This is a genomic window from Candidatus Sulfurimonas baltica (assembly GCF_015265455.1).
Classification (GTDB): Bacteria; Campylobacterota; Campylobacteria; order Campylobacterales; family Sulfurimonadaceae; genus Sulfurimonas; species Sulfurimonas baltica.
Map to the genome: position 1 here is coordinate 297189 of NZ_CP054492.1, position 23320 is coordinate 320508.

The window sequence follows — 23320 nt, forward strand, 5'->3', positions numbered from 1 at the left end:
GATACAATAATGGCAAAAGAGCTTCCAAGAGGGAACATGTAATGAAAATATTACTTTTAAATGATAATCCAGTAGTTAATAAGCTAGTTACACTAAGTGCACAGAAGACTTCCGATGAGCTGGATGTTGTTAGCAACGTAGATGAAATAGAGTCTAATAATTATGATCTTTTAGTGGTTGATGACGCTAAATATAGTGAAGAAATTATGCAAGAGCTTAACGATAAAATAGTATATAGTAAATCTTTATATTTATGCGTTAAAGATGCCCAAAAAGTAGAGAGTTTTACTTCAATCTTAAAAAAACCTTTTTTACCAACAGATTTAGTTGAGCTATTTGCAGTTTTAGGAAAAGAAGAAGAGAATATAGAAGATGAAGGGGATATACAATTGGATTCACTAGATGAAACTGGTGATGAATTTGATTTTGATGGTCTTGATGATTTGGATGAAATTGACGAAGACGATGAAATAAATATTGGAGCAGAAGTTGTTAATCTAGAAGAACTAGAATTAGATGATTTGGATAGCTTAGAAGATGATGAAGAAGAAGAACTTGATTTTGATGAGTTAGATGATTTTGATGAAGAAAGAGGGGAGAGTATTCTCGATAAAGATGATATTCAAGAGATTGAAGGTCTTCTAGAGATGGATGATGAACTCGAAGAGCCCGAAGAAGAGCTAGGACTTGAAGATGAGCTTGAAATCGAAGAGCCAGAAGAAGAGCTAGGACTTGATGATGAGCTTGAACTCGAAGAGCCCGAAGAAGAGTTAGAACTTGAAGATGAGCTTGAAATCGAAGAGCCAGAAGAAGAGTTAGAACTTGAAGATGAGCTTGAAATCGAAGAGCCAGAAGAAGAGCTAGGACTTGATGATGAGCTTGAACTCGAAGAGCCAGAAGAAGAGCTAGGACTTGATGATGAGCTTGAACTTGAAGAACCAGAAGAAGAGTTAGAACTTGAAGATGAGCTTGAACTTGAAGAACCAGAAGAAGAGTTAGAACTTGAAGATGAGCTTGAACTTGAAGAACCAGAAGAAGAGTTAGAACTTGAAGATGAGCTTGAAATCGAAGAGCCAGAAGAAGAGTTAGAACTTGAAGATGAGCTTGAAATCGAAGAGCCAGAAGAAGAGCTAGGACTTGATGATGAGCTTGAACTTGAAGAACCAGAAGAAGAGTTAGAACTTGAAGATGAGCTTGAAATCGAAGAGCCAGAAGAAGAGCTAGGACTTGATGAAGCAAAAGATCTTGAAGTCAAGATACAAAATGCTGTTGATGAGTTGAGTGAAGAGGATTTGCAAAGTGAAATTGATGAAGATATTTTATTTAGCATAGACTCCATAACAAGCAGAGATATAAAAATGGCGATTGGTGAGGAAGTTTCAGAAGAGAGTGTTGTTGAACCTGCTCAAAGTACAGAAATAGAGGTAGAGTCTGAATTAAGCTCGGAAGAAGAGGAAGTAGACGAAAAAGTGACTAATTCTTTGGAGAATAATGACGGAGTAGAAGCTTTAAAAAAATTGCTTAAAGCTCTTTCAGATAAAGATGTTGCAGCTTCATTAAAAGGTATGAAAATAAATATTAATATAACATTAGGTGACAAGTAGTGAATAATAATACAGGCGCAATCTTAGTACTCTCAGGTCCAAGCGGAGCAGGTAAAAGTTCATTGTTGAATGAAGTTATAAATGATATCGGTGAATGCTACTTCTCTATATCTACAACAACTAGGGCTATTAGAAATGGAGAGGAAAATGGCGTACATTATCACTTTGTAACTGAAGAAGAGTTCAAAAAAGACATAGAAGAAGATAGTTTTTTAGAGTACGCTTTTGTGCATGGAAACTACTACGGCACATCACTAAAGCCTGTTAAAAAAGCTTTAAGTGAAGGTAAATTAGTTTTATTTGACATTGATGTTCAAGGAAATACGTTAGTAAACAATAGATTAGGGGATATTTCTACTTCAGTTTTTATTTCTCCTCCAACATTGTCAGAACTGAGAAAACGCTTGCAAGATCGCTCCACTGACACTCAAGATGTTATACAGCGCCGTCTTGAGATGGCAAAAAAAGAGATTCAGAGAATTAGCGAGTATGATTATTTAATAATTAATGATAACCTCAAGGAATCAGCAGAGATTTTAAGAACAATTGCCAAAGCCTCAAGACTCAAGATTCCAGATAATGAAATAAATGAATTTGTGCAAAAATGGGAAAATATAGACCTATAACAGTAATATATTTATTTGATAAGAGAATTTACAGCAAATAGTAGATACAATTCTAGACTTTAATTTACAAAAGGAATATGCATGGGAATGCCTGGTGGAACAGAACTATTAATAATATTAGCAATCGTAGTACTATTGTTTGGTGCGAAAAAAATACCTGACTTAGCAAAAGGTCTTGGTAAAGGGATCAAGAACTTTAAAAGTGAAATGAAAGAAATAGATGAAGTTGAAACAGCATCTACAGAAGCTCCAAAAAAAGTAGAAGGCAGCGAAGAAACTGCATCTACAGAAGCTCCAAAAAACACTACACAAGCATAGACCTTGAAACAACGAGTATCGGCGCTTTTGCGCGAAAAGTTTGGTCGTGAAGTTGTTTTAGAGAAGCCAAAAGATCGCTCTTTTGGCCATTTTGCTACCCCAATAGCTTTCTCTTTAGCGAAGGAACTTAGACAGTCTCCTATGAAAATTGCTGAAGAGCTAGCATCTTCTTTTGATAAATCAGAAATATTTAGCAGTGTTGAATCAGTAAAAGGTTATCTGAATTTTCGCCTTAGTGAAAACTTTTTAAGTGAATATGCTACTTGGGCACTTGATAATGAATCAGAGTTTGCAAAACAAGAGAAAAAAGAAAAAATTCTTTTAGAGTTTGTTAGTGCTAATCCAACTGGACCTCTTCACATAGGCCATGCTCGCGGAGCTGTTTATGGAGATACTCTTTACAGATTAGCAAAGCACTTGGGTTACGATATTACAGCTGAGTATTATGTAAATGATGCTGGTAATCAAATAGACCTACTTGGTCTTTCGATTGCTCTTTATGCTCGTGAAAATATTCTTAACGAAACAGTGGAGTACCCTGAGTCTTACTATCGTGGTGATTATTTAGAGGGATTAGCAAAAGGTGCAATGGAGAAGTTTGGTAAGGAGATCTTTACTGATGAGTCTCGCTATAAAGAACTTGCATTATGGGCTAAAGATGGTGTAATGGAAATAGTTATTGATTCTTTGGCAAACTTAAACATTCACTTTGATACATTCGTAAATGAGTCATCTCTATATAATGACTGGGATAGAGTTATGGTCAAGATGGGTGATGGTATCTATAAAAATGATGATAAAGTATGGATAGCATCTGAAGCCAAGGGCGATGATAATGACAGGGTTGTTGTACGTGAAGATGGCCGTCCAACTTACTTGGCAGGAGATATAGTTTACCACAATCAAAAATTTGAGCGTGGGTATGATCACTATATCAATATTTGGGGAGCTGATCATCACGGCTATATTCCTCGTGTAAATGCTGCTATTGAGTATTTAGGCTATGACAGCAATAAGCTCGAAACACTTCTTTCTCAGATGGTTAGCCTTCTTAAAGATGGTGAGCCATACAAGATGAGTAAGCGTGCAGGTAACGTCATTCTAATGAGTGATATTGTTGAAGAGATTGGTTCTGATGCACTCAGGTTTATTTTTGCATCTAAAAAGAGCGATACGGCCTTAGAATTTGACTTGGCAGAGTTTAAAAAACAAGACAGTTCAAACCCTATTTTTTATATTCAATATGCACATGCAAGGATTAAAACAATACTTGCTAAGAGTGACTTGAGTGAAGAAGAGATTATGTCGGCAACTTTAAAAAATCTAGAAGAGAATGCAGATATTTTGCTATTTGATGCACTGCTTCTGCCTGAAATAGTAGAAGATGCTTTTAGTTCAAGACAGGTTCAAAAACTTCCTGATTATTTAAAATCACTTGCTGCATCTTTGCATAAGTTTTACTACGACTGCAGAATTATAGGAACACAAGATGAAGCGAAACTTCTGAAGCTTCTTATGGTTGTGGGACTATCACTAAAAACAGGTTTATCTCTTATGGGGATAGCTGCAAAAGATTATATGAGTAAAGAGGAAGAGTAGCCTCTTCACTCATCAAGTTTCAACTCAGGATACAACTCTTTTATCTGCTTTAGCTTAGACTCTGGAACTTGAATAAGAATCGGATTTTTGCTTTTATCTAGCCAACTAACAATCTTTTTCATGTTTTGCAAACTCATAGAGGTGCAACCTGCAGTTGGTTCATCTTTAGCTTTTTCAACATGTAGAAATATACAAGAACCTCTATTTTTGAGTTGTTTTGGATTATGAGCTACAACAACACCTAACTCGTACTGACTATCATCTCTCTTCATATACTCAAAACTTTTAGGTTTTTCATCTTTTATATTGATTATTTTATTATAGTAGCCTGAATTAGAATCATCTACACAAATTAATTCTTTTGTTGCATGAAGATATTTCATCGTTAGGTTTTCATTTTTCTTATAACCGAAAGTTGAGTCAAGTGCAAATATTCCAATTGGCGCTTTTTTGTCTCCTTCATATTTTACAGGCTCTGAATCTTCCTGTTTTAGGGCTATTTTTCCAATTCCCCATCCAAGACCATTTTTTCCAATATTGACTTTGAAAGAGTTAAATACCTTTTTTCCATCCTCAAAAGTTCTTAAGCTAGCAACGCTTGAATTGAAATCATTACTAACAACTAAAATTATCTGTTCACTAGAAAACAAGAATATTTGAATACTTATTACAATTAAGAAACTTTTTACCATAAAGTATGTTACTATTACTAAAATATGAAACAGATTAATATTTATATATGGATAGGGTGATGAGCATAATAATAAGAAAAGCGACCAGTGAAGATGCGGCATTTTTGGCACAGATGATTTTACAAAGTTCAAGAGCTGGAAAAAAGATTTGTATATATGATTTAATATTTGGTACAAACAATGATAAAGATACTTTAGCGAATTTAGAAAAATTGACAACAACAGTAGCAAAAAGCAGTTGCCACTATACTAACTTTTTAATTGCCGAGATGGATGGTAAAAGTGTAGGATCTCTTTGTAGCTATGAGCCAAGAATATCAACAAGAGAGTCATTCTTCGATGCACTAAAAGAGATAGGTGTTGATAGTGAGGACAGCGAGTATGAAGAGATACTTAATTATTGTAATTTTGATATCAACACAAGGACTCTAATCTTTGATTTTATGGAAGAGTTAGAAGGTTTTATAGATGTCGGTGTTTTAAAAGCATTGATGCATAAGAGCCTTCTTACCGCAAGACTAAAAGGCTATAGGATAGCTCAAACGGTAGTAGAAATAGGTTCTTTGGAAACTTTACTTTACTACAAAAAACTTGGATTCAAAGAAGTTAAACAAAAAGAGTGTGAATTATATAGAGAAAAGTTTGGTAGAGCAGGTTTTGTTTTATTAGCATACGAATTTTGATTGGTTTAACATAGAAATTTCTGCACTTTCTCTTCTTCCTTCTTTTTTGGCTATTGCTTTAGCCCTATATTCTAAAAATGTTCTTTTGTCTCTTTTTGGAGGTGTAGTTTTAGGGGTGTTGGTATTAAATAACTTCGCTTTAGCTACATCTTTTGAATCTACATATTCACTTTTTCTTTCCCTACTATCAGAAGCATGGATACTTAAAACTTTGGCTTTTGCTATTTTAGTTGGAAGTATCATGGCTTTGGTTGAAAAGTCTGGCGGAATTGAGGGTTTTATAGAGTTTATACAGAATAAAAAGGCTTTTGTAACATCTGCTCGCTCATCACTAATGTTAAGTTATATCGTAGGTGTTGTTATTTTTATTGAGTCGTCTATTACGGCACTTATATCGGGTGCAGTTGGAAAGAAACTTTGTGATAATTACAAAGTGCCTCGTGCAAAGTTAGCATATGTTTGTGATTCAACATCAGCGCCAGTTTGTTCATTATTATTATTAAATGGATGGGGGGCACTTTTACTTGGTTTAATATCTACTCAAATATCACTTGGTATGATAGATGAAAATGCAGTTGATATTTTAATAGACTCTGTATTTTATAATTTCTATGCAATGAGTGCTTTAGTGGTGACATTCTTAACAATATGGTTTAGTATAGATATTGGAGCTATGAAGCACAGTAAATATGTACATCTAGAAGAACAAAAAAGTAAAAACAGTAAAGTTTCTAGCATGTACTACATGATTTTGCCAATAGTATTAATGGTTTTTTTAGTATTTATTTTTTTATATATAACAGGTAATGGAAACATAACAAAAGGTAGTGGCTCGAGTTCCATTTTTTATACAATGATTGTTACATTGCTTTTTACTCTTGTTCATTATGTTGGTACAAAAAATATGACTATGTCGCTGTGGAGTAAAACTACCCTTATAGGGGCTAAAAAGTTAATTCCAATAGCATCTATACTTTTGCTAGCATTTGCGATAGGAAAGGTTACTAGTGAGCTTAAAACAGGTTTGTACTTAGCATCTTTAGTGAGCGATACTTTAAGTGTATATCTTTTAGCGGCTGTTATATTTTTACTTAGCTCAATTATGGCATTCTCAACGGGAACAAGTTGGGGAACATTTAGTATTATGATTCCTGTCGCGGTTCCAATGGCAGTTGCTATGGATGCAGATGTAGCTCTTTGTATCGGTGCTGTGATATCAGGCGGTGTATTTGGTGATCACTGTTCACCAATATCAGACACGACGATTATATCTTCAATGGCTACGGAGTGTGATGTCGTAGAGCACGTAAAAACGCAACTCCCTTACGCTTTGATAAGTGGAGCAGTTGCTTTGATTTTGTTTGTGGTTTTTAGTATAGTTTAAGAACTTAAAACAGAGTTTATAGAATATTTCATATCTTCATCTAGATTTTCCATAGAGCTTAACATCCATCTTAAGTAGCCTGCATCACTAGTTGCTACCTCCTGAAGAGTTTTACCTTTATGTTTTCCAAATCTAAATGATTTTACAAGAATTGGTGTATTTGTTAAATCAACCATTTTCTCAACAGGATTTTCACCTGGAAATTGCTTAGATACTTCATCTTTAAGTCTGCTGAGTAGCAGTTTTAAAACCAGAACATCACCAATCGCATCGTGAGCTTTAACAACAATACCTAAGGCGTCAGCCTCTTTTTGCTCTTCTTTGTAAAGTTCCATCTTGTAACGAAAGTATTGAAGTCTATGAGCATCTTCATCAGGTAAAATATGCTTTGCAACTCTTAGTGTGTCTATTACTTTCATTTGAGTGTTAAAACCCTCTTTTTCAAGCATGCCCAAATCAAATGGGGCATTATGAATAATCATATAATTGTCTGCTATATTTAACTCTTGAAGTCTTTTATAAGATGCAGAGTCTTTACATGTAGGTTTTCCTTCAATCAAATCTGGAGTTATTCCATGAACTTCCATAGCTCCAAAACTAATGGGAACGTCAGAGCTAAAAAACTCGTTTTGCACCTCCACTATTTTTTCTCCTAGAACTACATACCCTAGCTGAATAACCCTGTCCAAATCCCCAGTACCTGTTGTTTCCGTATCTAAAATTATGTATCTTTTTGCCAAATATTTTCCCTTAACTATTTAAAAATGTGTCTAACATATATTTATCGTGAGCATGTAAATACTCTGGACTTAACCTAACTTGTATGGTTTCTTCTCCAATTTCATAGTTGCAAAATTGAATAAATTTTAGTTGGTGCGTCTTACCTTGAAATTCAAAGTTTTTAACAGCCAACGGTTCATTTAACTCTTCTAGCAGATTTCTAATATCTCTTATTGAATCTGTACAAGGATGAAGATTTAAAAGTTTGAAGAAAGTCGTAAACTTTATATTCATATCAAAATCATCATATGTAATATAAGTATTATACAAACCACGAGCCAACTTAAGCGCATTCTCGCTGAGTGGTTCTGACATTAATCTTTGCTTCTTTATCTCATTGCTAATCATACTTGTATATTATATTTTTTCGTATTAAGACTGCATAAATGCAGTTAATTATGTTACACTTTTAAAAATACAGGACTCTTTTGTGCATAAACCCTTTTTATTATTAGTGTCTTTAAGTATCCTCTTGTCTGCGATAGAAATTAGACAAACACCAATAAAATTTACAAAATTTAGGTATCAACTTACGAAAGAGTATATTAAAACTCACTACGGGATAGATGCAAAAAACATAAATATAACTCCAAAAATAGTAGTTGTGCACCACACTGCCATAGATGATTATAAAAAATCATTAGGAAGATTTACGGATGAACGACTCCCAAGTGATAGGCCCGATTTAGACAATGGAAGTACTAGCGTGAATGTGTCTACACATTTTATGGTTGAAAGAGATGGCACCATACATCAACTTATGCCGCTAAAGTATATGGCGCGGCACGTTATAGGACTAAACTACAACTCAATAGGGATTGAAAATGTTGGTGGTGAGAATTCTATAGATAACCTAACAGAGGCACAACTTGAAGCAAATGTAGAGATTATAAAATATTTGCAACAAAAATACGCAAGCATTAGGTATGTTATAGGTCATTATGAGTATAGATGTTTTGAGGGTGATGATCTATGGCTTGAAAAGGACAAAGGTTATAGAACAAAAAAAGATGATCCATCAAAAAGATTTATGGATGATTTATTTGGTAAATTAGACTATTTTACAAGAGCACCATGTGATTAGTTCACCCCTTATATACCTTTTTGCACTTGCTTTGGTTGCAACTTTTTTTAGTCTGCTAGAGCAAAAAACAAAATTTAGAATATTTAAGTTTGTTCCGGCAGTTGTTATGATTTACGCTTTTAGCATGACTTTAGCAGGTATGGGAGTTTTCGAGCAAAATGAACACATTGATGAGATATATAAAAATACAAAAAAAAATCTTCTCCCTGCAATGCTGTTTTTAATGCTCTTGCAAGTTGATTTCAGACACTTTTTCAAGCTTGGACGCTCTTTGCTTATTTCATATGTTTTAGCAGTTTTATCTTTAGCTTTTTCCTTTGTGGTTGTCTCTTTAGTTTTCAATTTTAACCAAGATATGGCATCTGCTTTTGGAGCATTGGCCGGTAGTTGGATGGGAGGAACTGCCAATATGATTGCCGTCGGTTCAGCTCTAAATGTAAGTGATGTTGCATTTGGATTTGCTCTAATTGTTGATAGTGTTAACTACACAATATGGGTTATGTTTTTGCTATTTTTGGTCCCATTCGCCTCTTATTTTAATAACTTTACTTTATCACAGCAAAGCACTGCTTATTTGGCAGAGATAGGTTGTGCTTGTAATATTGGGGCAAAAAGGTACTGGCTTTTTGTGTTTTTATCAATCGGAGTCGCACTCTTTGTAAATACAATAGCCTATAAATTTCAAATATTAAACTATACAACCACAACTGTTATAATTGCGACAATTTTTGGAATTTTAGGCTCTTTTACAAAACTAAAAAATATAAACGGCTCTAGCGAAGTCGCAACTACTATGCTTTATATTCTTATTGCGCTCATTGGCTCACATGCAATTTTTGATAGTTTCACTGATGTCGGTTATTATGTTTTTGCAGGTTTTATGATTTTAGTAGTTCATGCAATCATAATGGTTATAGGGGCTAAAATATTTAAGCTTGACCTCTTCTCTATCGCCATAGCATCACTCTCTAACATTGGGGGAGTCGCTTCTGCTCCGATACTTGCAGCAACTTACAACAAGGCACTTGTTAGTGTTGGAGTCTTAATGGCAATTATGGGATATATTATTGGAACTTTTGGCGGCTTGGTTGTTGGAAATATTTTAATTGGACTTGCAAAATGAAGATAGCTAAAATAATTACAGAAGTTAAATATATAGAGTTAAAAACACCATTTAAAACTGCTCTTAGAGAAACTTCACATGTAGAGTTTGTAAGAGTACATGTAGAGCTTGAAAATGGTTTGGTCGGCATAGGAGAAGCTCCAGCAACAAAGGCTATAACAGGTGAGGGTATTGAAGATATTTTAAACTCTATTAATAGCGTAAAAAGAGATTTTATAAATTTTGATATTATAGGCTCAAGTGCAAAAGCCGCTCTTGATATGGCCTATGTCTCTCTACAGGCAAAAAAAGAAAAGCAAACTTTTATAGAGTATTTTAATACAACAGATTTGAGCCCCCTAAAAACAGATGTAACAATAAGTTTAAATTCCATGGATGTTATGCTAGAAGATGCAAAAAAAGCTTATGCAGAGAATATGTCAATACTCAAAGTAAAATTAGGCAAAGATATAACTCATGCTATACATGTAATAAAAACAATATCTAAAGAGCTCCCTTATGTAGAGATAATAGTAGACGCAAATCAGGCATGGAGCTTAAACGATTCACTAAGATTTATAGATGCCATGAAAGGTGTAAATATAGAACTCATAGAGCAACCCGTAGTCGCTTCGGACTTAGAGAGTTTAAAGAAGATTACAGAGTATTCACACATACCAATACTTGCAGATGAATCAGTGTTTACACTAGAGGATGCTAAAAAAGTCATAGAGTCTAAAAGTGCAGATATGATAAATATAAAACTTATGAAGTGCGGAGGGGTGACAAAAGCAGTAGAGATTTTAGAGTATGCTAGAAAAAATGATGTTATATGTATGTTAGGCTCTATGCTCGAAGGTCCGTATTCTATAAATATTGCTTTGCATTTAGCAATGGCATACAGAGATGTTGTTAAATATATAGATTTAGACAGCCCTCTACTTTATAAAGAGCCCTCAAGTGAGCTTGATTTTGAGTTTAAAGGCTGTGAGATAATTTATAACCAACACCTGCAATATTAGTAAGAAATTCAGCATCAATTTTTTTGCGCAGTCTCAAGACAAGATTTTTTATAGCAGAGTCACTCATTTGTTTGTTTTGCCAAACATTTATTTGAATCATTTCATGAGTTACAATCTCAGTGTTGTTTTTCAATAAAAGCTCTATAAAGAGTATCTCTTTTTTTGTCAATGCTATTGTTTTGTCATGAAGTATAAACTCTTTTTTTCTGGTGTCATACTTTATTTTACTAGATAAGCAAACAATTCCTTTAGGTTCAAATACATGTGATATTTTTTCAAGAAGTGACATAAAATTGTCGTAGCTAATTGGTTTTATCTCATACGAGAGTAAATTTAACGGTATCGCTTGAAGTAAAATCTCCTCGTTTTTGAAAGCACTAAGAATAACTATATGTACGTTATTGCCATTTCTTCTAATATTTTGTATAAACTCTAAACCGCTGCCATCGGAAAGTTTCACATCAGTTATTATCACATCTATTTTATTGTCAGCAAGAATACTAAGAGCATTTTTTATAGAGCTAGAATGAAACACTTGTCTAAAGTAGATATTTAAAAACTCAGTTATGTTTTTTGCAAACTCTTCATTGCTCTCTAAAAATAGTAAATTTAACCCGCTTAGATTATCCATGTTATAAACTCAATTGTAAACTTTGCGCCATCATTGGTGTTTGAAGCGGTTATTACTCCACTGTTTTTTTCAACTATCTCTTTAGATAAGTACAGACCAGTTCCAGCTCTGTTGTGACTACTTACGAATGGCAAAAATATGTCATCAATAAGATCTTCGTCTATTCCTCCTCCATTATCACGAATAGATATTTTCTTGTTTTCTATTGCTATGTGAATCTCCGGATCTTTTGTCCCTCTTATTTTAAAGATTTCTCTTGCATTATTTAAAATAGAAAAAACAACTTGTGAAAACTCATTTCTATTACCAAAGGTTTCTTCTTCTTCATGGGAAATAATATATATTTTAATATTGTCAAAATAGAAGGTTGCTTCAATAATAGATAAAACATCCAAAATACATTCGGAAATTAAAAAATTCTTATCTACATGTGATGGTTGGTAGAAATGTTTAAAAGTTTCAATGGTGTCTGACATAAACATAATCAATTCTTCAGATTTTTTAACAGACTTTATTAGCTCTTTGTTGTCAGCAGAGCTATCTGCTTCTAGTTTTAGTTTGTTGAGAAGATTTATTGAGCCCAAGGTTGCCAAAGGCTGCTTCCATTGATATGCGATATGCATAAGAAGTTCACCTGGCACCGCCTGTTTTGACTGCTGGTATATCATCTGCTCTTTTAGCTTGTTTTTTGCAATTTCGTCTGCTACTCTTTTTTCTAGATTTTTCTCATAGGCTCTTAGTTTAAGGTGTGTATTGGTGCGAGAGATAAGCTCATTTGGATTGAAAGGTTTGGTTATATAGTCTACCGCTCCAAGCTCAAACCCTCTTTGGGTATCTTCTTGTTTACTCTTTGCGCTTAAAAATATAATTGGTATATGCTTGGTTTTGGAAGAGTTTTTCAATATCTTGCATACTTCAAATCCATTCATCTCAGGCATCATTATATCAAGAAGTATAAGGTCAATATTCTCTTCTGCATTAACTATATCTAAGGCAGTTTGACCGTCCAATGCTGTTATTAGGTCAAATTCACAAAGCAGTTCCATAAGCACATCAATGTTCTCTTTTGTATCGTCAACTATTAGGATTGTCTGTTTTTTTTGCATGTAGCAACTCCTTCGCTTCATTGAATTTATATTTATTTACTAGTTTTTTTATCTCTTCAAAAAGTTCTTTATCTTCTTGGCTTAAATGAGAGTTTTGCATCTGTTGAATAATCGGTTCACAAAGATGAGGTCTTCTTGAGGCAACTGCAACTTCAAGTTTGTTAAATAGCTCTTTGCTATCATCATATGCCAATTTTTCACTTGTGATGCCTAGCTCAGAAATATTTACCGCATTATCAGAAAAAGTTTTCTTCTTCTCTGTGATATCACTTCTCTCTAGTGGCACTTCAAATATAAATTTACTTCCTTGATTTACTACGCTTTCAACCCAGATTTTGCCATTCATAAGTTCTGCAAGTTGTTTGCTGATGCTTAGACCTAGTCCGGTTCCGCCATATCTTCTTGTCGTGCTTGTATCGGCTTGCGTGAATGATAAAAAAACTTTATCTATCTCTTCTTGCGTTAATCCGATTCCGGTGTCACAGACCGAAAATCTAAATATTCCGTCTAACTGTTCTACAATCAACTCGACTTTTCCGTTATCTGTAAATTTGATAGCATTTGAGAGCAGATTAGTGAGTATTTGAGAAAGTCTTTGAGAATCTCCATGCAGATGAATAAAGCCATCTTTGTCATAATCGATTTTAAAATCTAAACCTTTTTCATCAGCTTTTATTTTTAGAATGTTTGAAATATTATCAAGTAGTTCAATTAGATTAAAATCACTGTTGTCAAGCTCTAGCTTTTTTGCTTCAATTTTTGAATAATCTAAAATATCGTTAAGCAGCGTTAGCAAGCTGTTTGAAGCAGTTTGTATATTTTTAATATATCTTTTTTGCATCTCGTTGAGTTTGGTCTGCTCTATCAGGTAGACCATGCTTATAATTGAGTTCATCGGAGTTCTAATCTCATGTGACATATTTGCCAAAAAATTAGATTTTGTCAGTGTTGCTTCTTCTGCCTTGTTTTTTGCTTTTTTCAGGGCTATATTTAGGGTTGATAATTTTCTATTCCAAAATGAGATAATCAACAATATAATAATTGAAATAAAAATAATTTTCCAAACTAACTTATAATCAGCAATATTTTCATACTTGATGGAGATCCATTTATTGAGTATTTCTCTATGCTGAGTCTCTTTAATGCTTTGGATTATTTTTTCAAATATTTCTAAAAGTATTTTGTCATCATTTCTGACACCAACACCTAAAGTCCATTTATCATCAAACTTGCCGGCAATTTTAAGCTCGCCCGTAAACTCGGTTTGAAGCATATACCCAACGCTGGCAAGTGTCCCAATATAACCGAACAACTTCCCTTCTTTAACTTTAGTAAGACCATCTTTTATATTTTTCACTTCTACTATATTTAGGTTTGGATATTTATCTTTAAGTATCTCTACAAATGCATATCCTGTCGGAATGCCTAGTTTTTGATCTGTTAAAGTGCTGAAATCTGAAATAAACGACACATCGCTCTTAGTCGCCAAAACAAGAGGGATACTCAGATAAGGTGATGTGAAATTTAGATACTCTTTTCTACTTGAGGTTGCCATTGCAAGAGATAAAATATCACATTTTCTTTGCTTGGCAAACTCCAAAGACTCACTCCAAGTACGTGTTTTAAGTAGAATAAACGGAGTCTCTATTTTAGTTTGAAATATTTTAAAATAGTCTGCCGTAAGTCCCACATGCTTCCCTTTTTTAAAGCTCTCAAATGGCATCCACTCCGGGTCGATACATATAGTTATTTTTTTCTTATTTGTTAAATATTTTTTTTCTTCTATTGTTAAATTGATTTTCTCATCTTCTTGTGTATTGGATAGCCATTTTGCCTTTAGTTTGATTATCTCATCTTCAGGTATTGTTGATTTTACTTTTTCCAGTATATTTAAAAGAGTCGTGTTACTCTTGTGGGTGGCGAAATGCAACTTTAAGCTAAACCCGTCTTCTTTTACCTCAAATATTGGTTTTATATTTGTTATGGTGTGCTCGGCAATTAAAAAATTATATATAGCAAAATTACCTATCGTCGCATCAGCTTCAGAATATGCGACTGCCTTTAAGGCCTCCACAGGTGATTTTACTAAAAGTATTTTTATGTTCGGGTATAAGTTTTTGATAAGTTCCTCTTGATAGAACCCTTTTGATATTGCTAAAGTTTTGTTATTTAAATCTGAAAGAGATTTATATGGCGAACCCTCTTTAGCATATAAAGTATCCAAGGTATCAGTGTATGATGAGGTGAAATTCAAATACTCCTCTCTGCTTTTTGTCTTTGCAATATCTAGCATAATGTCTATTTCATTGTTTTTTACACTATTTAGAAGTTCATTCCAATGCCCGGTTTTATATACTGTCTTTAAATTAATTTTTGAGGCTAAAAGATTCATATAGTCAACTGAAAGACCTTGTGGTTTGCCATTTTTATAAAAATCATATGGAGCGATACTCGAAACATTTGCGACTTTTATAATTTTATGTTTCTTTAAAAAATACAACTCTTCTTTTGTAAAATTGTATTGGGATAGGCTACTTTTATTTTTTTTTAAAAAATAGTTAATGTAGATATCTGAAACACCAACATCCTTTTTTACAAGACCGAGTTTTTTATACATGTCAATATTTAATTTTATAAGCTCAGGTACAACAGCACCAATTTGAAATATATTTCTTTTAAAAAGATCTTCAGTTTTATGAGCTTCGTAGAGTAAAGCCTCTTTAGTTTTTTGTTTTGAATATTTGTTATATATTAACTCAACGATTTCTTCTTTATTATTCAGGGCATATTCCCACCCCTTATTTGTTGCCAGTAAAAATTTATTTACTATTAGAGGGTGCTCTTTTGCAAATTTTTCACTTGTAAAAAGTTCGACGTCATAAGAGTATATTCCATAGTCTGAAGGGTTTAATATATTGAATTTTACACCTAAAGTATCTAATAAAAATGGTTGTGAAGTTATAAAAACACTCATGGCGTCAACCTCGCCATTTACAAATTTATCAACACCAAAATTGTGATTTACCAAAGTGTAGTCACTTTTTTCTATATTACTATCTTTAAGCATAGCACCTAAGCTGGTGCGCTCCATCTCGGATGAGAGTGCCATTATTTTTTTATCTTTAAGATCACCGGGTTTTTTTATATCAGGTTTGGTTACTAAAGCCAAAGCATTTTGTTTAAAATATGAAGCAAGTAAAACAACAGGTTTGTTTTTTAATCTCTCTAAAATAAGAGAAGAGGAGGAGACACCAAAGGCTGCTTTGCCGTTTAGAACATCATCCGTAATGCTTATGTTATTGTTGAACTCTTTTATTTCAGCTTCAATACCCACATCTTTGTAGTACCCTTTTTCTAAAGCTGCATAAAATCCTGCAAATTCAAACTGATGTTTCCATTCAAGTTGCACAGTCACTTTTTCTACAGATGAAAAAAGAAGTGTTGACAGTAGTAGTAAAAATATAATTTTTTTCAATATTAACCTTTATGTATGTTATTTTAGCGCAAATGAGTCTCAAAAAAGTCTCAAATTGATTTTTAAGACTTTTTTGAGACTCAAATTGATTATAATATATATATGAAAGATAATAAAAAAACAATATTAATAGTTGATGACACAGAGACGAATATAGATATTTTACTTGAGCTTTTGGGCGATGAGTATGATGTTATGGTCTCTCTAGATGGTAAAAGTGCATTAGAGATTGTAAACGAAGATGATATAGATTTAATACTTCTAGATATTATGATGCCGGATATGGATGGGTACGAAGTGTGTGAAATCCTAAAAGCAAATGCTAAAAGTGCAAATATACCGGTTATCTTTATAACAGCAAAAACGGATGAAGCGAGTATTGAGAAAGCTTATGACGTTGGAGCGGTTGACTACATAACAAAACCTTTTAAACCAAGAGAACTTCTAGCACGGGTAAAAACACAGTTAAAAGTAAAAGAACTTATAAATAATTTAGAATTCATCGCTTCTCACGACTCTATGACAGGAGTATATAATAGAAGGAAATTTTTTGAATTAGCAAATGAAAAGTTTAAAGACAAAGCAGATGATTTGTATGCAGTTATGATTGATATTGATAATTTTAAACCTATCAATGACATGTACGGACACCCAACCGGAGACAAGGTTATAAAACTTGTTGCAACTACAATAAAAAATAATATAAGAGCCGAAGCTATATTTGCAAGATTGGGAGGTGAAGAGTTTGTTATTATATGCAATTCACCATCACAGGAGCTAATAAAATCCCATATTGAAAACATACGAGAGCTTATAGAGTCTCTTGAGGTTCTATCAGATGACAAAAAAAGTATAAAGTTTACTATAAGTGAGGGGCTGGCTAAAGCCTCTTCTGATATGAAAAGTTTAGATGAGTTGTTGAAAAAAGCAGACTCCGCCCTTTATGAGGCGAAGGGCTCCGGAAGAAATAAAGTTGTGTTTAGAGACTAGAAATCAAAACTCTGTTTCTTAAACACATTAAATTTAGTTGCAACTTCTTCTTTATCAAGACCCAAGTTTTTAACAGCTTTTGGATTTACTAAAAACCACCCTAAAACAACATCTACTCTATCCCCCTTAAGCAGTTTAAACTCTCTCTTAACAGCTCTTTTTTCGTTTGCTTGAATCATTGTGTCTTTGAGAGTTGTATCTGCAATCCATGGCATAGCAGGCTTGCCGTCTTTGCCCAACACTCTTACAAAAACCTCTTTTTCAAGCTCTATAGTTTCATTGTCTCTTTTGACGCTAATCTTTAAAAGTGCCAAACGCATCGGGTGAAGTAAAAGAGCATGTGAAGTCCTGTTATCAATGTTTACAATAAAGTTGTCTATATTTCTCAAAATTGACAAATCTACATATTGAGTTAACATCTCAGAGTTAAAATGGCTTCCCGCAAAACCGTGAAAAGAGTGAGTTTTAGTTTTATTAATAGTTGAAACACTCCCTTTGACTTTTGGCATATGACAACTAACGCAGTTTGCACCATCCATCTCATTTGCTATGTTTGTAGAGCAGACGTTAAGATTGTGTGAATTCATCCTGTGTGAATGGCATCCGATACATACATTACCGTTTCTCATATGCTCATTAGACTCTGTTTCAATCTTATGAAACGGCGAGTCAAGTCCGCTTTTTTTGGTTGCGTAGTATTTGTTTGGAGTTTTATCAATAATATTTGTATTGCTATCTGCATGCAACTCTATACTTTTTATGCGGTGACAATATGCACAACTGATAGCTTCTTGGTGGGTCGCATTATTGACATCAGCAGGTGCTACTTCACCTTTTGTCATCATTTTATCTAGGTCGTTAGCAGCTGGAGTGTGGCACTTCCCGCATAAGTATCTGTTAGCCTTTATATTTGCCGGATGTTTTGCCCAAACGGCTCCGTGAATAACATCTTTATCCGGAGTGGCATTCGCATGCATAGAACCATAATATTCACTGTATATTTGTGTGTGACAAGCTTGACACTCTTCACTTTTTGCAAACTCGTGAACAGCATCATTAGCAACTAAAGAAAGAGAGAAAAGAAAAATTAGAGACAATATTTTCATTTAAAAACCTTTATTTAAATATTTGTGGAATGTTACAATAGTATTTGTTAAATTTATGTTAATAATTATATTTGTTTATCTTTCTTTACTGTTTGTCTTAACCAAAAGAAGCCAAAAAGACCCGAAAAAAGTGATGCGACCAAGATGCCTACTTTTGCCTGAAAAATTAGTGTTTCATTATCAATAAATGCTAAATCTGCTACAAATATTGACATTGTAAATCCAATTCCTCCCAAAAAAGCAACTCCAAAAACTTGGCTCATTGAGCTACCTTGTGGAAGTTTTGCAATACCAAGTTTTATGGCAAGCCATGAAACTCCAGCAATTCCAATTACTTTGCCAAAAATAAGCCCTGCAATTATTCCAAGTGAGACAGGTTCTAAAAGAGTCTCTCCAAAAGAGGAAAAGTCTATAGATATACCGGCATTAGCGAGCGCAAAGAGAGGAATCACAATCAAACTCACTGGAAGGTGCAAATCATTTTCCAGTCTAGCTGCAGGAGTACGGATAGAGTCTATTTTATTTTTTATATTTTGCAATATCGCTTTTTGTTTTTCATGTAGTGTATGGTCTGCCCCAATAGGATAGTTGTCGTACTCATCTAATAGATTTTTAGTATGTAGTGTAAAATCAACGGGAGTAAATTTTGGCTTAGAGGGGATTGCCATAGCAGCAATAACACCTGCTATTGTCGCATGAACGCCAGACTCTAGCATAAAAAACCACATCGCTAAACCAACTATAAAGTATGGCAAAATGGCATGGATTCCAAAGCGATTAAAAGAGACTAAAATCAGAAAAGATGCACCTGCTAAGATAAGAGGTAGTATGTTGATTTGTTCAGTATAAAAAATTGCTATAACAATAACTGCACCAAGGTCATCAACAATGGCTAGAGCAACTAAAAAAGTAACAAGTGCCGGTGATACTCTATTTCCAAGAAGAACTAAAGCACTAATTGCAAAAGCAATATCGGTTGCCATGGGAATTCCCCAGCCAACTGAGCCTTGTGTGCCATAGTTTATACTAAAGTATATAAGTGCCGGTAAAACCATTCCACCAATTGCTGCTAAAATTGGCAAGATGGCAACTTTAATATTTGAGAGCTCTCCAACTAAAATCTCTCTTTTTATCTCAAGCCCAATAACAAAGAAAAAAATTGCCATTAGTCCATCATTTATCCAGTGGTGTATGCTGTGCGAGAGTTTCCACTCTCCAACATTAAAATCTATCTTGGTATGAAAAAAATGCATATAACCATCCGTTAACGGAGTGTTCGCAAGTATCAGAGCAAAAATTGTCATAAACATTAGCACTAAACCGGTTGTAGTTTGTGCATGTATAAATGTTTCAAAAGGTGTCGCAACTCTTTTAAAAGCCTTCTCCCATGGTGCGTAAAGTTTCATAAATATTCCTTTTTAGTTTGACAAAACTTTGTTTCTTCCAGATTGTTTAGCTTCATAAAGCAGCATGTCCGCTTGATTTACAGTCTCATCTAGTGTGTCTTCATGTTGAGTTACTAATCCTATTGATATAGTGAATCTAATCTCTACATTTTTATCTGAGATAGTCACTGAGTTTTGAACGTTAGCTCTTAGTTTTTCAAATACATCTACCGCGTTCTTGGGTTTTATATCTTTTAAAATAATACAAAATTCTTCTCCGCCAAATCTTGCTACAATATCATTTTGACCAGTATTTGCTCTTAAAATCTCAGATAAATTAACAATAGCTTTGTCTCCAGTGTCATGGCCATAGGTGTCGTTGATTTTTTTAAAGTGATCTATATCTACCATGGCAATAGCAAAATTTTCACCACTCTCTAGTGCAGTGTTAAAATATGTTTGTACATTTTTAAAAAAATAACGTCGATTATACAGTCCTGTTAAAAAGTCTCTATTGGCATGGTTTGTAATAATTTGTATATTTTCCAAGGCTTCTATGGAGTTGTTAACTCGACATGAGAACTCCTCTTTTGAAAAAGGTTTATTAATATAGTCATTTGCACCATTCTTTAAAAACATAGCATTTACTTCATCATCAGTATTGGATGATATTGCAATTATACAAATATCATTTTTATTGTGTGTTTCCCTGATGGCTGCTGTTAGCTTTAGACCATCCATGACAGGCATAAAGTAGTCTGTTAAAACTAAAGATAAATCAGGATGGGATTTTAACATCCCAAGAGCTTCTTCACCGTGAGCAACTGTAATGACTTTATAAAAAAGATTTTCTAACATATTTTTCATCTGTTTTCTAAATACCATAGAGTCATCAACAACTAAAATTGTATGGTTTTGATTTTTTTGCAGTCTTTTTATTGTGTTTATAATATAGTTTATAACATTTACACCGCTTTTATTTACATAGTCAACTATGTTTTTATTAAGCAGTTCTTTTCTTAAATCTTTATCTACATTTGCGCTTAAAACTATTATTTTATTGTTTTTGCTTAAAGCGTAATCAACTATTTCTCCATTTGGAGCATCAGGGAGGTTTAAATCAAGAAGAGTTAAAAAGTAATCATGTCTTTTTAAAAATAGTTTTGCTTCTAGCAAGCTATATGCTACATCAATTTCAATGTTCAGCTCAGCAACTATTTTTTTAGTTATCAGTTTCGCCAAGGTCTTGTTGTCTTCTACAATTAAAATTCTTTGCATATTGTGTCCTAATAATTTTTTTAATAAAAATTTCTTTAATCAAGTTTTGTATTATAGCAAATAAGCATATATTTTAAATAATGGTTCTATAATCCTTTTATGAATTTAAAAGATTTACAAAACAAATCAGTACTGTTGTTTGGAAAGAGCCGTGCTTTTGGAAGTGAGGAGTTTGAGTCACAGATGAAGTTTCATAAAATCACATTGTGCAAAGAGTACAACAGCGGAGTCGTACTTGTCGTAGAGGGCAAGATGATGAGTCCTTATGAGCATATAGCAAGTGATGAACTTTATAGAGAAAATTCTAAAGAGATTGAGTTTATCTCAATAGATGATTTTGAAAAAGAGCTGGCAAAGTATATAGACGCAGATACTCTCTTGATGAGTCTTAAGCTATCCCACGATAAGCAGAGATTAAAAAGTTTTTTGCAAAACTCCACCTTGGGTGATGAGCTGTTTTTGAAACTGCTGAAGATGTACTCGTGGAGGGGTGAAGACTTTTTTGGGAGTGATGATAACAGGGATGTTAGCGCTGCGATTATTTTAAGGTTTTACAAAAACATAGAGCGCAACCATAATGTTCAGTATGCAACTTCTGGTTTTATGCACCTGCTAGCGCAGACTGATAACAGTAGTCTTATAGCAGCAATAGCAGAGCTAGAACCTTTGCAAAAAAGTTTTACTCTGGATGTTAAGTCGTCAAACTACACAATTTTGACAGCCATAGCGACTCAAACTGCCACGCCAAAAAGTGTGCTGAATCTTTTTATAAAAAAATCTTCCTCATATATTAAAACTATTATCGCAATGCGTGATGATTGCGATGAAGAGATGCAGATAGCTCTTTACAACTCTATGGATGAAGATGTTCATGAGGCTCTCTCTTATAATTTTAACCTCTGCGAGACACTCTTGCGTAAACTTATAGATCAAGATAAATTTGCACATAATATTGCTCTACATGTAAGACTTAATATTGATTTTTTTGAGACATTGTTGCAAAAATATCCTCAAGAGTTGGCTCAAAATGGGTCTCTCTCAATTGAGATGCAGGCAAAACTACTCTCCTTACATGTACAAGGTGTTAAAGTCGCTTTGGCATCAAACTTCAAGATAGACAAGAGAATACTTTTAGAGCTTCTTAGGGAGGATACCAAAGAGGTTAAGTCTGCAATTTATAAAAACTCCGCAACTTCGCAGACAATTCTTGAAAATGCGTATGAAAAAAGAGAGAACCATTTTTCACTGGCATGCAACGAGAATACTCCAAAGCATATATTAAAGCGGCTTGGAGATAGTTTTGATAAAAAAGTTTTAAGAGCCTTGGCTCAAAATGAAAGCACACCGGTTGAGATTTTATACCAACTGCAACTGGACTCTGCGTTGGCGAGAGTTGTAAAAGAGAATCCGGCATTTGGAAAATATATTCAACAAAACAGTATAGGATGGGAAGTTTGAAGGCAACAAGTTTAATAAACACGATTACCTCTTTGGTAGAGCAAAAAGTTCCAATATTTTTATGGGGAGCACCGGGAATAGGGAAGTCATCTATTGTGAAGCAAGTTGCAGACGAGAGAGGTATCTCTTTTATTGATTTAAGACTTGCACTTATGGACCCCACAGATTTAAAAGGTATTCCGTTTTACGATAAAGAGTCACATACGGCACTTTGGGCACCTCCGGCTTTTTTGCCAAAAGAGGGTGAAGGGATTTTGTTTTTAGATGAGCTGAACTCCGCACCCCCGTCTGTTCAGGCTTCAGCATATCAGCTAATACTAGACAGAAAAGTGGGAGAGTATGAACTTCCGGATGGATGGGCAATAGTCGCAGCGGGAAACCGTGAGGGAGACAGAGGGGTCACATACAGAATGCCAAGCCCGCTGGCAAATAGATTTGTCCATTTTGAAATGGAAGTAAATGTAGAGGATTGGCGCTTTTGGGCATATTCCAAAGAGGTAGACGAGAGAATTATCTCATATATTTCTTATAAAAGCGAACACTTGTTTACATTTGACTCCAAAAGTGATGTTAAGAGCTTTGCAACACCTAGAAGCTGGGAATATGTAAACAAAATATTAAAAAGCACAATATCAGATGAACTACTTCTAGATACTTTAGGCGGAGCAATCGGACGAGATGTTGCTGTCTCCTTTTTGAGCTTTACAAAAGTTATGAATCGTCTTCCTGATATACAAAATATTTTAACATCCGCAAGTGGTGAATACAGTGATGAGGTCGATGTTTTATATGCTTTAAGCACAGGTCTTGTGAGTGCCTATTTAAAAGATAAGAGTGAAGAGAGTTTGGAGAACTTGCTAACATATACTCTTGATTTAAAGAGCGAATTTGCAGTAATGATAGTGCAGGATTTACAAAGAAACGGTGTGGATATGCAGAACTCTGCAGTTTTTAAAGAGTGGGTTCGTAAGTTTGCTTTTCTTTTAGGGTAATACTT

22 protein-coding genes are annotated in these 23320 nt (G+C 34.0%); 12 read left to right on the plus strand and 10 right to left on the minus strand.

Annotation, left to right across the window (positions count from 1 at the left end; translation table 11 throughout):
* Window positions 1-41 precede the first annotated feature (41 nt).
* The 4 genes from HUE88_RS01450 to argS all read left to right on the plus strand — a co-directional run bounded on the left by HUE88_RS01450 (window position 42) and on the right by argS (window position 4147).
* A complete protein-coding gene (locus HUE88_RS01450) occupies window positions 42-1604 on the plus strand; it encodes a DNA topoisomerase IV (protein WP_194370389.1) in 1563 nt (520 codons plus the stop codon).
* Window positions 1604-2230, plus strand: coding sequence for a guanylate kinase (gmk, locus tag HUE88_RS01455; RefSeq protein WP_194370391.1), 627 nt, complete (start codon window positions 1604-1606; stop codon window positions 2228-2230). The genes HUE88_RS01450 and gmk overlap by 1 nt, the downstream gene beginning before the upstream one ends.
* Before the next feature lie 81 nt (window positions 2231-2311).
* Window positions 2312-2548, plus strand: coding sequence for a twin-arginine translocase TatA/TatE family subunit (gene tatA / locus HUE88_RS01460; protein ID WP_194370393.1), 237 nt, complete (start codon window positions 2312-2314; stop codon window positions 2546-2548).
* Between the two features lie 3 nt (window positions 2549-2551).
* Window positions 2552-4147, plus strand: a complete 1596-nt coding sequence (gene argS, locus HUE88_RS01465; RefSeq protein ID WP_194370395.1) for an arginine--tRNA ligase — start codon at window positions 2552-2554, stop codon at window positions 4145-4147.
* A gap of 5 nt (window positions 4148-4152) precedes the next feature.
* On the opposite strand, the gene HUE88_RS01470 is transcribed toward argS, so the two are convergent.
* A complete protein-coding gene (locus HUE88_RS01470; protein ID WP_194370397.1) occupies window positions 4153-4839 on the minus strand; it encodes a L,D-transpeptidase family protein in 687 nt (228 codons plus the stop codon).
* 59 nt (window positions 4840-4898) lie between these two features.
* Here HUE88_RS01470 and HUE88_RS01475 point away from each other — a divergent pair, with 59 nt between their 5' ends.
* The gene (locus HUE88_RS01475) at window positions 4899-5522 is read left to right on the plus strand and encodes an acyl-CoA acyltransferase (protein WP_194370399.1); all 624 of its coding nucleotides are present in this window, start codon (window positions 4899-4901) and stop codon (window positions 5520-5522) included.
* Here the strand turns inward: HUE88_RS01475 and HUE88_RS01480 are convergent.
* Window positions 5505-5765, minus strand: a complete 261-nt coding sequence (locus tag HUE88_RS01480; protein WP_194370401.1) for a hypothetical protein — start codon at window positions 5763-5765, stop codon at window positions 5505-5507. The genes HUE88_RS01475 and HUE88_RS01480 overlap by 18 nt on opposite strands.
* Here HUE88_RS01480 and HUE88_RS01485 point away from each other — a divergent pair.
* Entirely contained in the window at window positions 5764-6906 is a 1143-nt protein-coding gene (locus tag HUE88_RS01485; protein ID WP_194370403.1) for a Na+/H+ antiporter NhaC family protein, read from the plus strand. The genes HUE88_RS01480 and HUE88_RS01485 overlap by 2 nt on opposite strands.
* On the opposite strand, the gene HUE88_RS01490 is transcribed toward HUE88_RS01485, so the two are convergent.
* Complete coding sequence (locus HUE88_RS01490; RefSeq protein ID WP_194370406.1) at window positions 6903-7646, minus strand: exonuclease domain-containing protein; 744 nt, start codon at window positions 7644-7646, stop codon at window positions 6903-6905. The two genes, HUE88_RS01485 and HUE88_RS01490, sit on opposite strands and share 4 nt — an antisense overlap.
* Window positions 7647-7656: 10 nt before the next feature.
* Window positions 7657-8034: a hypothetical protein gene (locus HUE88_RS01495; protein ID WP_194370407.1), complete on the minus strand. Its 378-nt coding sequence runs from the start codon at window positions 8032-8034 to the stop codon at window positions 7657-7659.
* A gap of 106 nt (window positions 8035-8140) precedes the next feature.
* On the opposite strand from HUE88_RS01495, the gene HUE88_RS01500 reads away from it, so the two are divergent.
* Genes HUE88_RS01500 through HUE88_RS01510 form a run of 3 tightly spaced genes read left to right on the plus strand, consistent with a single transcriptional unit; the run spans window position 8141 to window position 10894 of the window.
* Complete coding sequence (locus tag HUE88_RS01500; protein ID WP_229860117.1) at window positions 8141-8770, plus strand: N-acetylmuramoyl-L-alanine amidase; 630 nt, start codon at window positions 8141-8143, stop codon at window positions 8768-8770.
* Window positions 8763-9893, plus strand: a complete 1131-nt coding sequence (locus HUE88_RS01505; RefSeq protein ID WP_194370411.1) for a DUF819 family protein — start codon at window positions 8763-8765, stop codon at window positions 9891-9893. The genes HUE88_RS01500 and HUE88_RS01505 overlap by 8 nt, the downstream gene beginning before the upstream one ends.
* Window positions 9890-10894, plus strand: a complete 1005-nt coding sequence (locus HUE88_RS01510) for a dipeptide epimerase (protein WP_194370413.1) — start codon at window positions 9890-9892, stop codon at window positions 10892-10894. The genes HUE88_RS01505 and HUE88_RS01510 overlap by 4 nt, the downstream gene beginning before the upstream one ends.
* Here the strand turns inward: HUE88_RS01510 and HUE88_RS01515 are convergent.
* Genes HUE88_RS01515 through HUE88_RS01525 form a run of 3 tightly spaced genes read right to left on the minus strand, consistent with a single transcriptional unit; the run spans window position 10851 to window position 16106 of the window.
* A complete protein-coding gene (locus HUE88_RS01515; protein ID WP_194370415.1) occupies window positions 10851-11525 on the minus strand; it encodes a response regulator transcription factor in 675 nt (224 codons plus the stop codon). The two genes, HUE88_RS01510 and HUE88_RS01515, sit on opposite strands and share 44 nt — an antisense overlap.
* On the minus strand, window positions 11513-12631 hold the full coding sequence (locus HUE88_RS01520; RefSeq protein ID WP_194370417.1) for a hybrid sensor histidine kinase/response regulator: 1119 nt from the start codon (window positions 12629-12631) through the stop codon (window positions 11513-11515). The genes HUE88_RS01515 and HUE88_RS01520 overlap by 13 nt, the downstream gene beginning before the upstream one ends.
* A complete protein-coding gene (locus tag HUE88_RS01525; RefSeq protein WP_194370419.1) occupies window positions 12600-16106 on the minus strand; it encodes an ABC transporter substrate-binding protein in 3507 nt (1168 codons plus the stop codon). The genes HUE88_RS01520 and HUE88_RS01525 overlap by 32 nt, the downstream gene beginning before the upstream one ends.
* 102 nt (window positions 16107-16208) lie before the next feature.
* Here HUE88_RS01525 and HUE88_RS01530 point away from each other — a divergent pair, with 102 nt between their 5' ends.
* Complete coding sequence (locus HUE88_RS01530) at window positions 16209-17096, plus strand: diguanylate cyclase (protein WP_194370421.1); 888 nt, start codon at window positions 16209-16211, stop codon at window positions 17094-17096.
* Here HUE88_RS01530 and HUE88_RS01535 read toward each other — a convergent pair.
* The 3 genes from HUE88_RS01535 to HUE88_RS01545 all read right to left on the minus strand — a co-directional run bounded on the left by HUE88_RS01535 (window position 17093) and on the right by HUE88_RS01545 (window position 20865).
* Entirely contained in the window at window positions 17093-18202 is a 1110-nt protein-coding gene (locus HUE88_RS01535) for a multiheme c-type cytochrome (RefSeq protein WP_194370424.1), read from the minus strand. The genes HUE88_RS01530 and HUE88_RS01535 overlap by 4 nt on opposite strands.
* A gap of 65 nt (window positions 18203-18267) precedes the next feature.
* The gene (gene nhaA / locus HUE88_RS01540) at window positions 18268-19608 is read right to left on the minus strand and encodes a Na+/H+ antiporter NhaA (RefSeq protein ID WP_194370426.1); all 1341 of its coding nucleotides are present in this window, start codon (window positions 19606-19608) and stop codon (window positions 18268-18270) included.
* A gap of 12 nt (window positions 19609-19620) precedes the next feature.
* A complete protein-coding gene (locus HUE88_RS01545) occupies window positions 19621-20865 on the minus strand; it encodes a response regulator (protein ID WP_194370428.1) in 1245 nt (414 codons plus the stop codon).
* 99 nt (window positions 20866-20964) lie between these two features.
* On the opposite strand from HUE88_RS01545, the gene HUE88_RS01550 reads away from it, so the two are divergent.
* A complete protein-coding gene (locus HUE88_RS01550; protein WP_194370431.1) occupies window positions 20965-22323 on the plus strand; it encodes a hypothetical protein in 1359 nt (452 codons plus the stop codon).
* Complete coding sequence (locus tag HUE88_RS01555; RefSeq protein WP_194370433.1) at window positions 22320-23315, plus strand: AAA family ATPase; 996 nt, start codon at window positions 22320-22322, stop codon at window positions 23313-23315. Before HUE88_RS01550 ends, HUE88_RS01555 begins: the two co-directional genes overlap by 4 nt.
* Window positions 23316-23320: the final 5 nt, after the last annotated feature.

Excerpts from the sequence above, each read along its gene's own strand:
- HUE88_RS01535 (WP_194370424.1), bottom strand. The coding sequence starts at position 18,202 with ATGAAAATATTGTCTCTAATTTTTCTTTTCTCTCTTTCTTTAGTTGCT.
- nhaA (WP_194370426.1), bottom strand. The coding sequence starts at position 19,608 with ATGAAACTTTACGCACCATGGGAGAAGGCTTTTAAAAGAGTTGCGACA.
- HUE88_RS01510 (WP_194370413.1), top strand. The coding sequence starts at position 9,890 with ATGAAGATAGCTAAAATAATTACAGAAGTTAAATATATAGAGTTAAAA.
- HUE88_RS01520 (WP_194370417.1), bottom strand. The coding sequence starts at position 12,631 with ATGCAAAAAAAACAGACAATCCTAATAGTTGACGATACAAAAGAGAAC.
- HUE88_RS01475 (WP_194370399.1), top strand. The coding sequence starts at position 4,899 with ATGAGCATAATAATAAGAAAAGCGACCAGTGAAGATGCGGCATTTTTG.
- HUE88_RS01550 (WP_194370431.1), top strand. The coding sequence starts at position 20,965 with ATGAATTTAAAAGATTTACAAAACAAATCAGTACTGTTGTTTGGAAAG.
- HUE88_RS01450 (WP_194370389.1), top strand. The coding sequence starts at position 42 with ATGAAAATATTACTTTTAAATGATAATCCAGTAGTTAATAAGCTAGTT.
- HUE88_RS01495 (WP_194370407.1), bottom strand. The coding sequence starts at position 8,034 with ATGATTAGCAATGAGATAAAGAAGCAAAGATTAATGTCAGAACCACTC.
- HUE88_RS01530 (WP_194370421.1), top strand. The coding sequence starts at position 16,209 with ATGAAAGATAATAAAAAAACAATATTAATAGTTGATGACACAGAGACG.
- tatA (WP_194370393.1), top strand. The coding sequence starts at position 2,312 with ATGGGAATGCCTGGTGGAACAGAACTATTAATAATATTAGCAATCGTA.
- HUE88_RS01545 (WP_194370428.1), bottom strand. The coding sequence starts at position 20,865 with ATGCAAAGAATTTTAATTGTAGAAGACAACAAGACCTTGGCGAAACTG.
- HUE88_RS01470 (WP_194370397.1), bottom strand. The coding sequence starts at position 4,839 with ATGGTAAAAAGTTTCTTAATTGTAATAAGTATTCAAATATTCTTGTTT.
- HUE88_RS01485 (WP_194370403.1), top strand. The coding sequence starts at position 5,764 with ATGGCTTTGGTTGAAAAGTCTGGCGGAATTGAGGGTTTTATAGAGTTT.
- HUE88_RS01480 (WP_194370401.1), bottom strand. The coding sequence starts at position 5,765 with ATGATACTTCCAACTAAAATAGCAAAAGCCAAAGTTTTAAGTATCCAT.
- HUE88_RS01515 (WP_194370415.1), bottom strand. The coding sequence starts at position 11,525 with ATGGATAATCTAAGCGGGTTAAATTTACTATTTTTAGAGAGCAATGAA.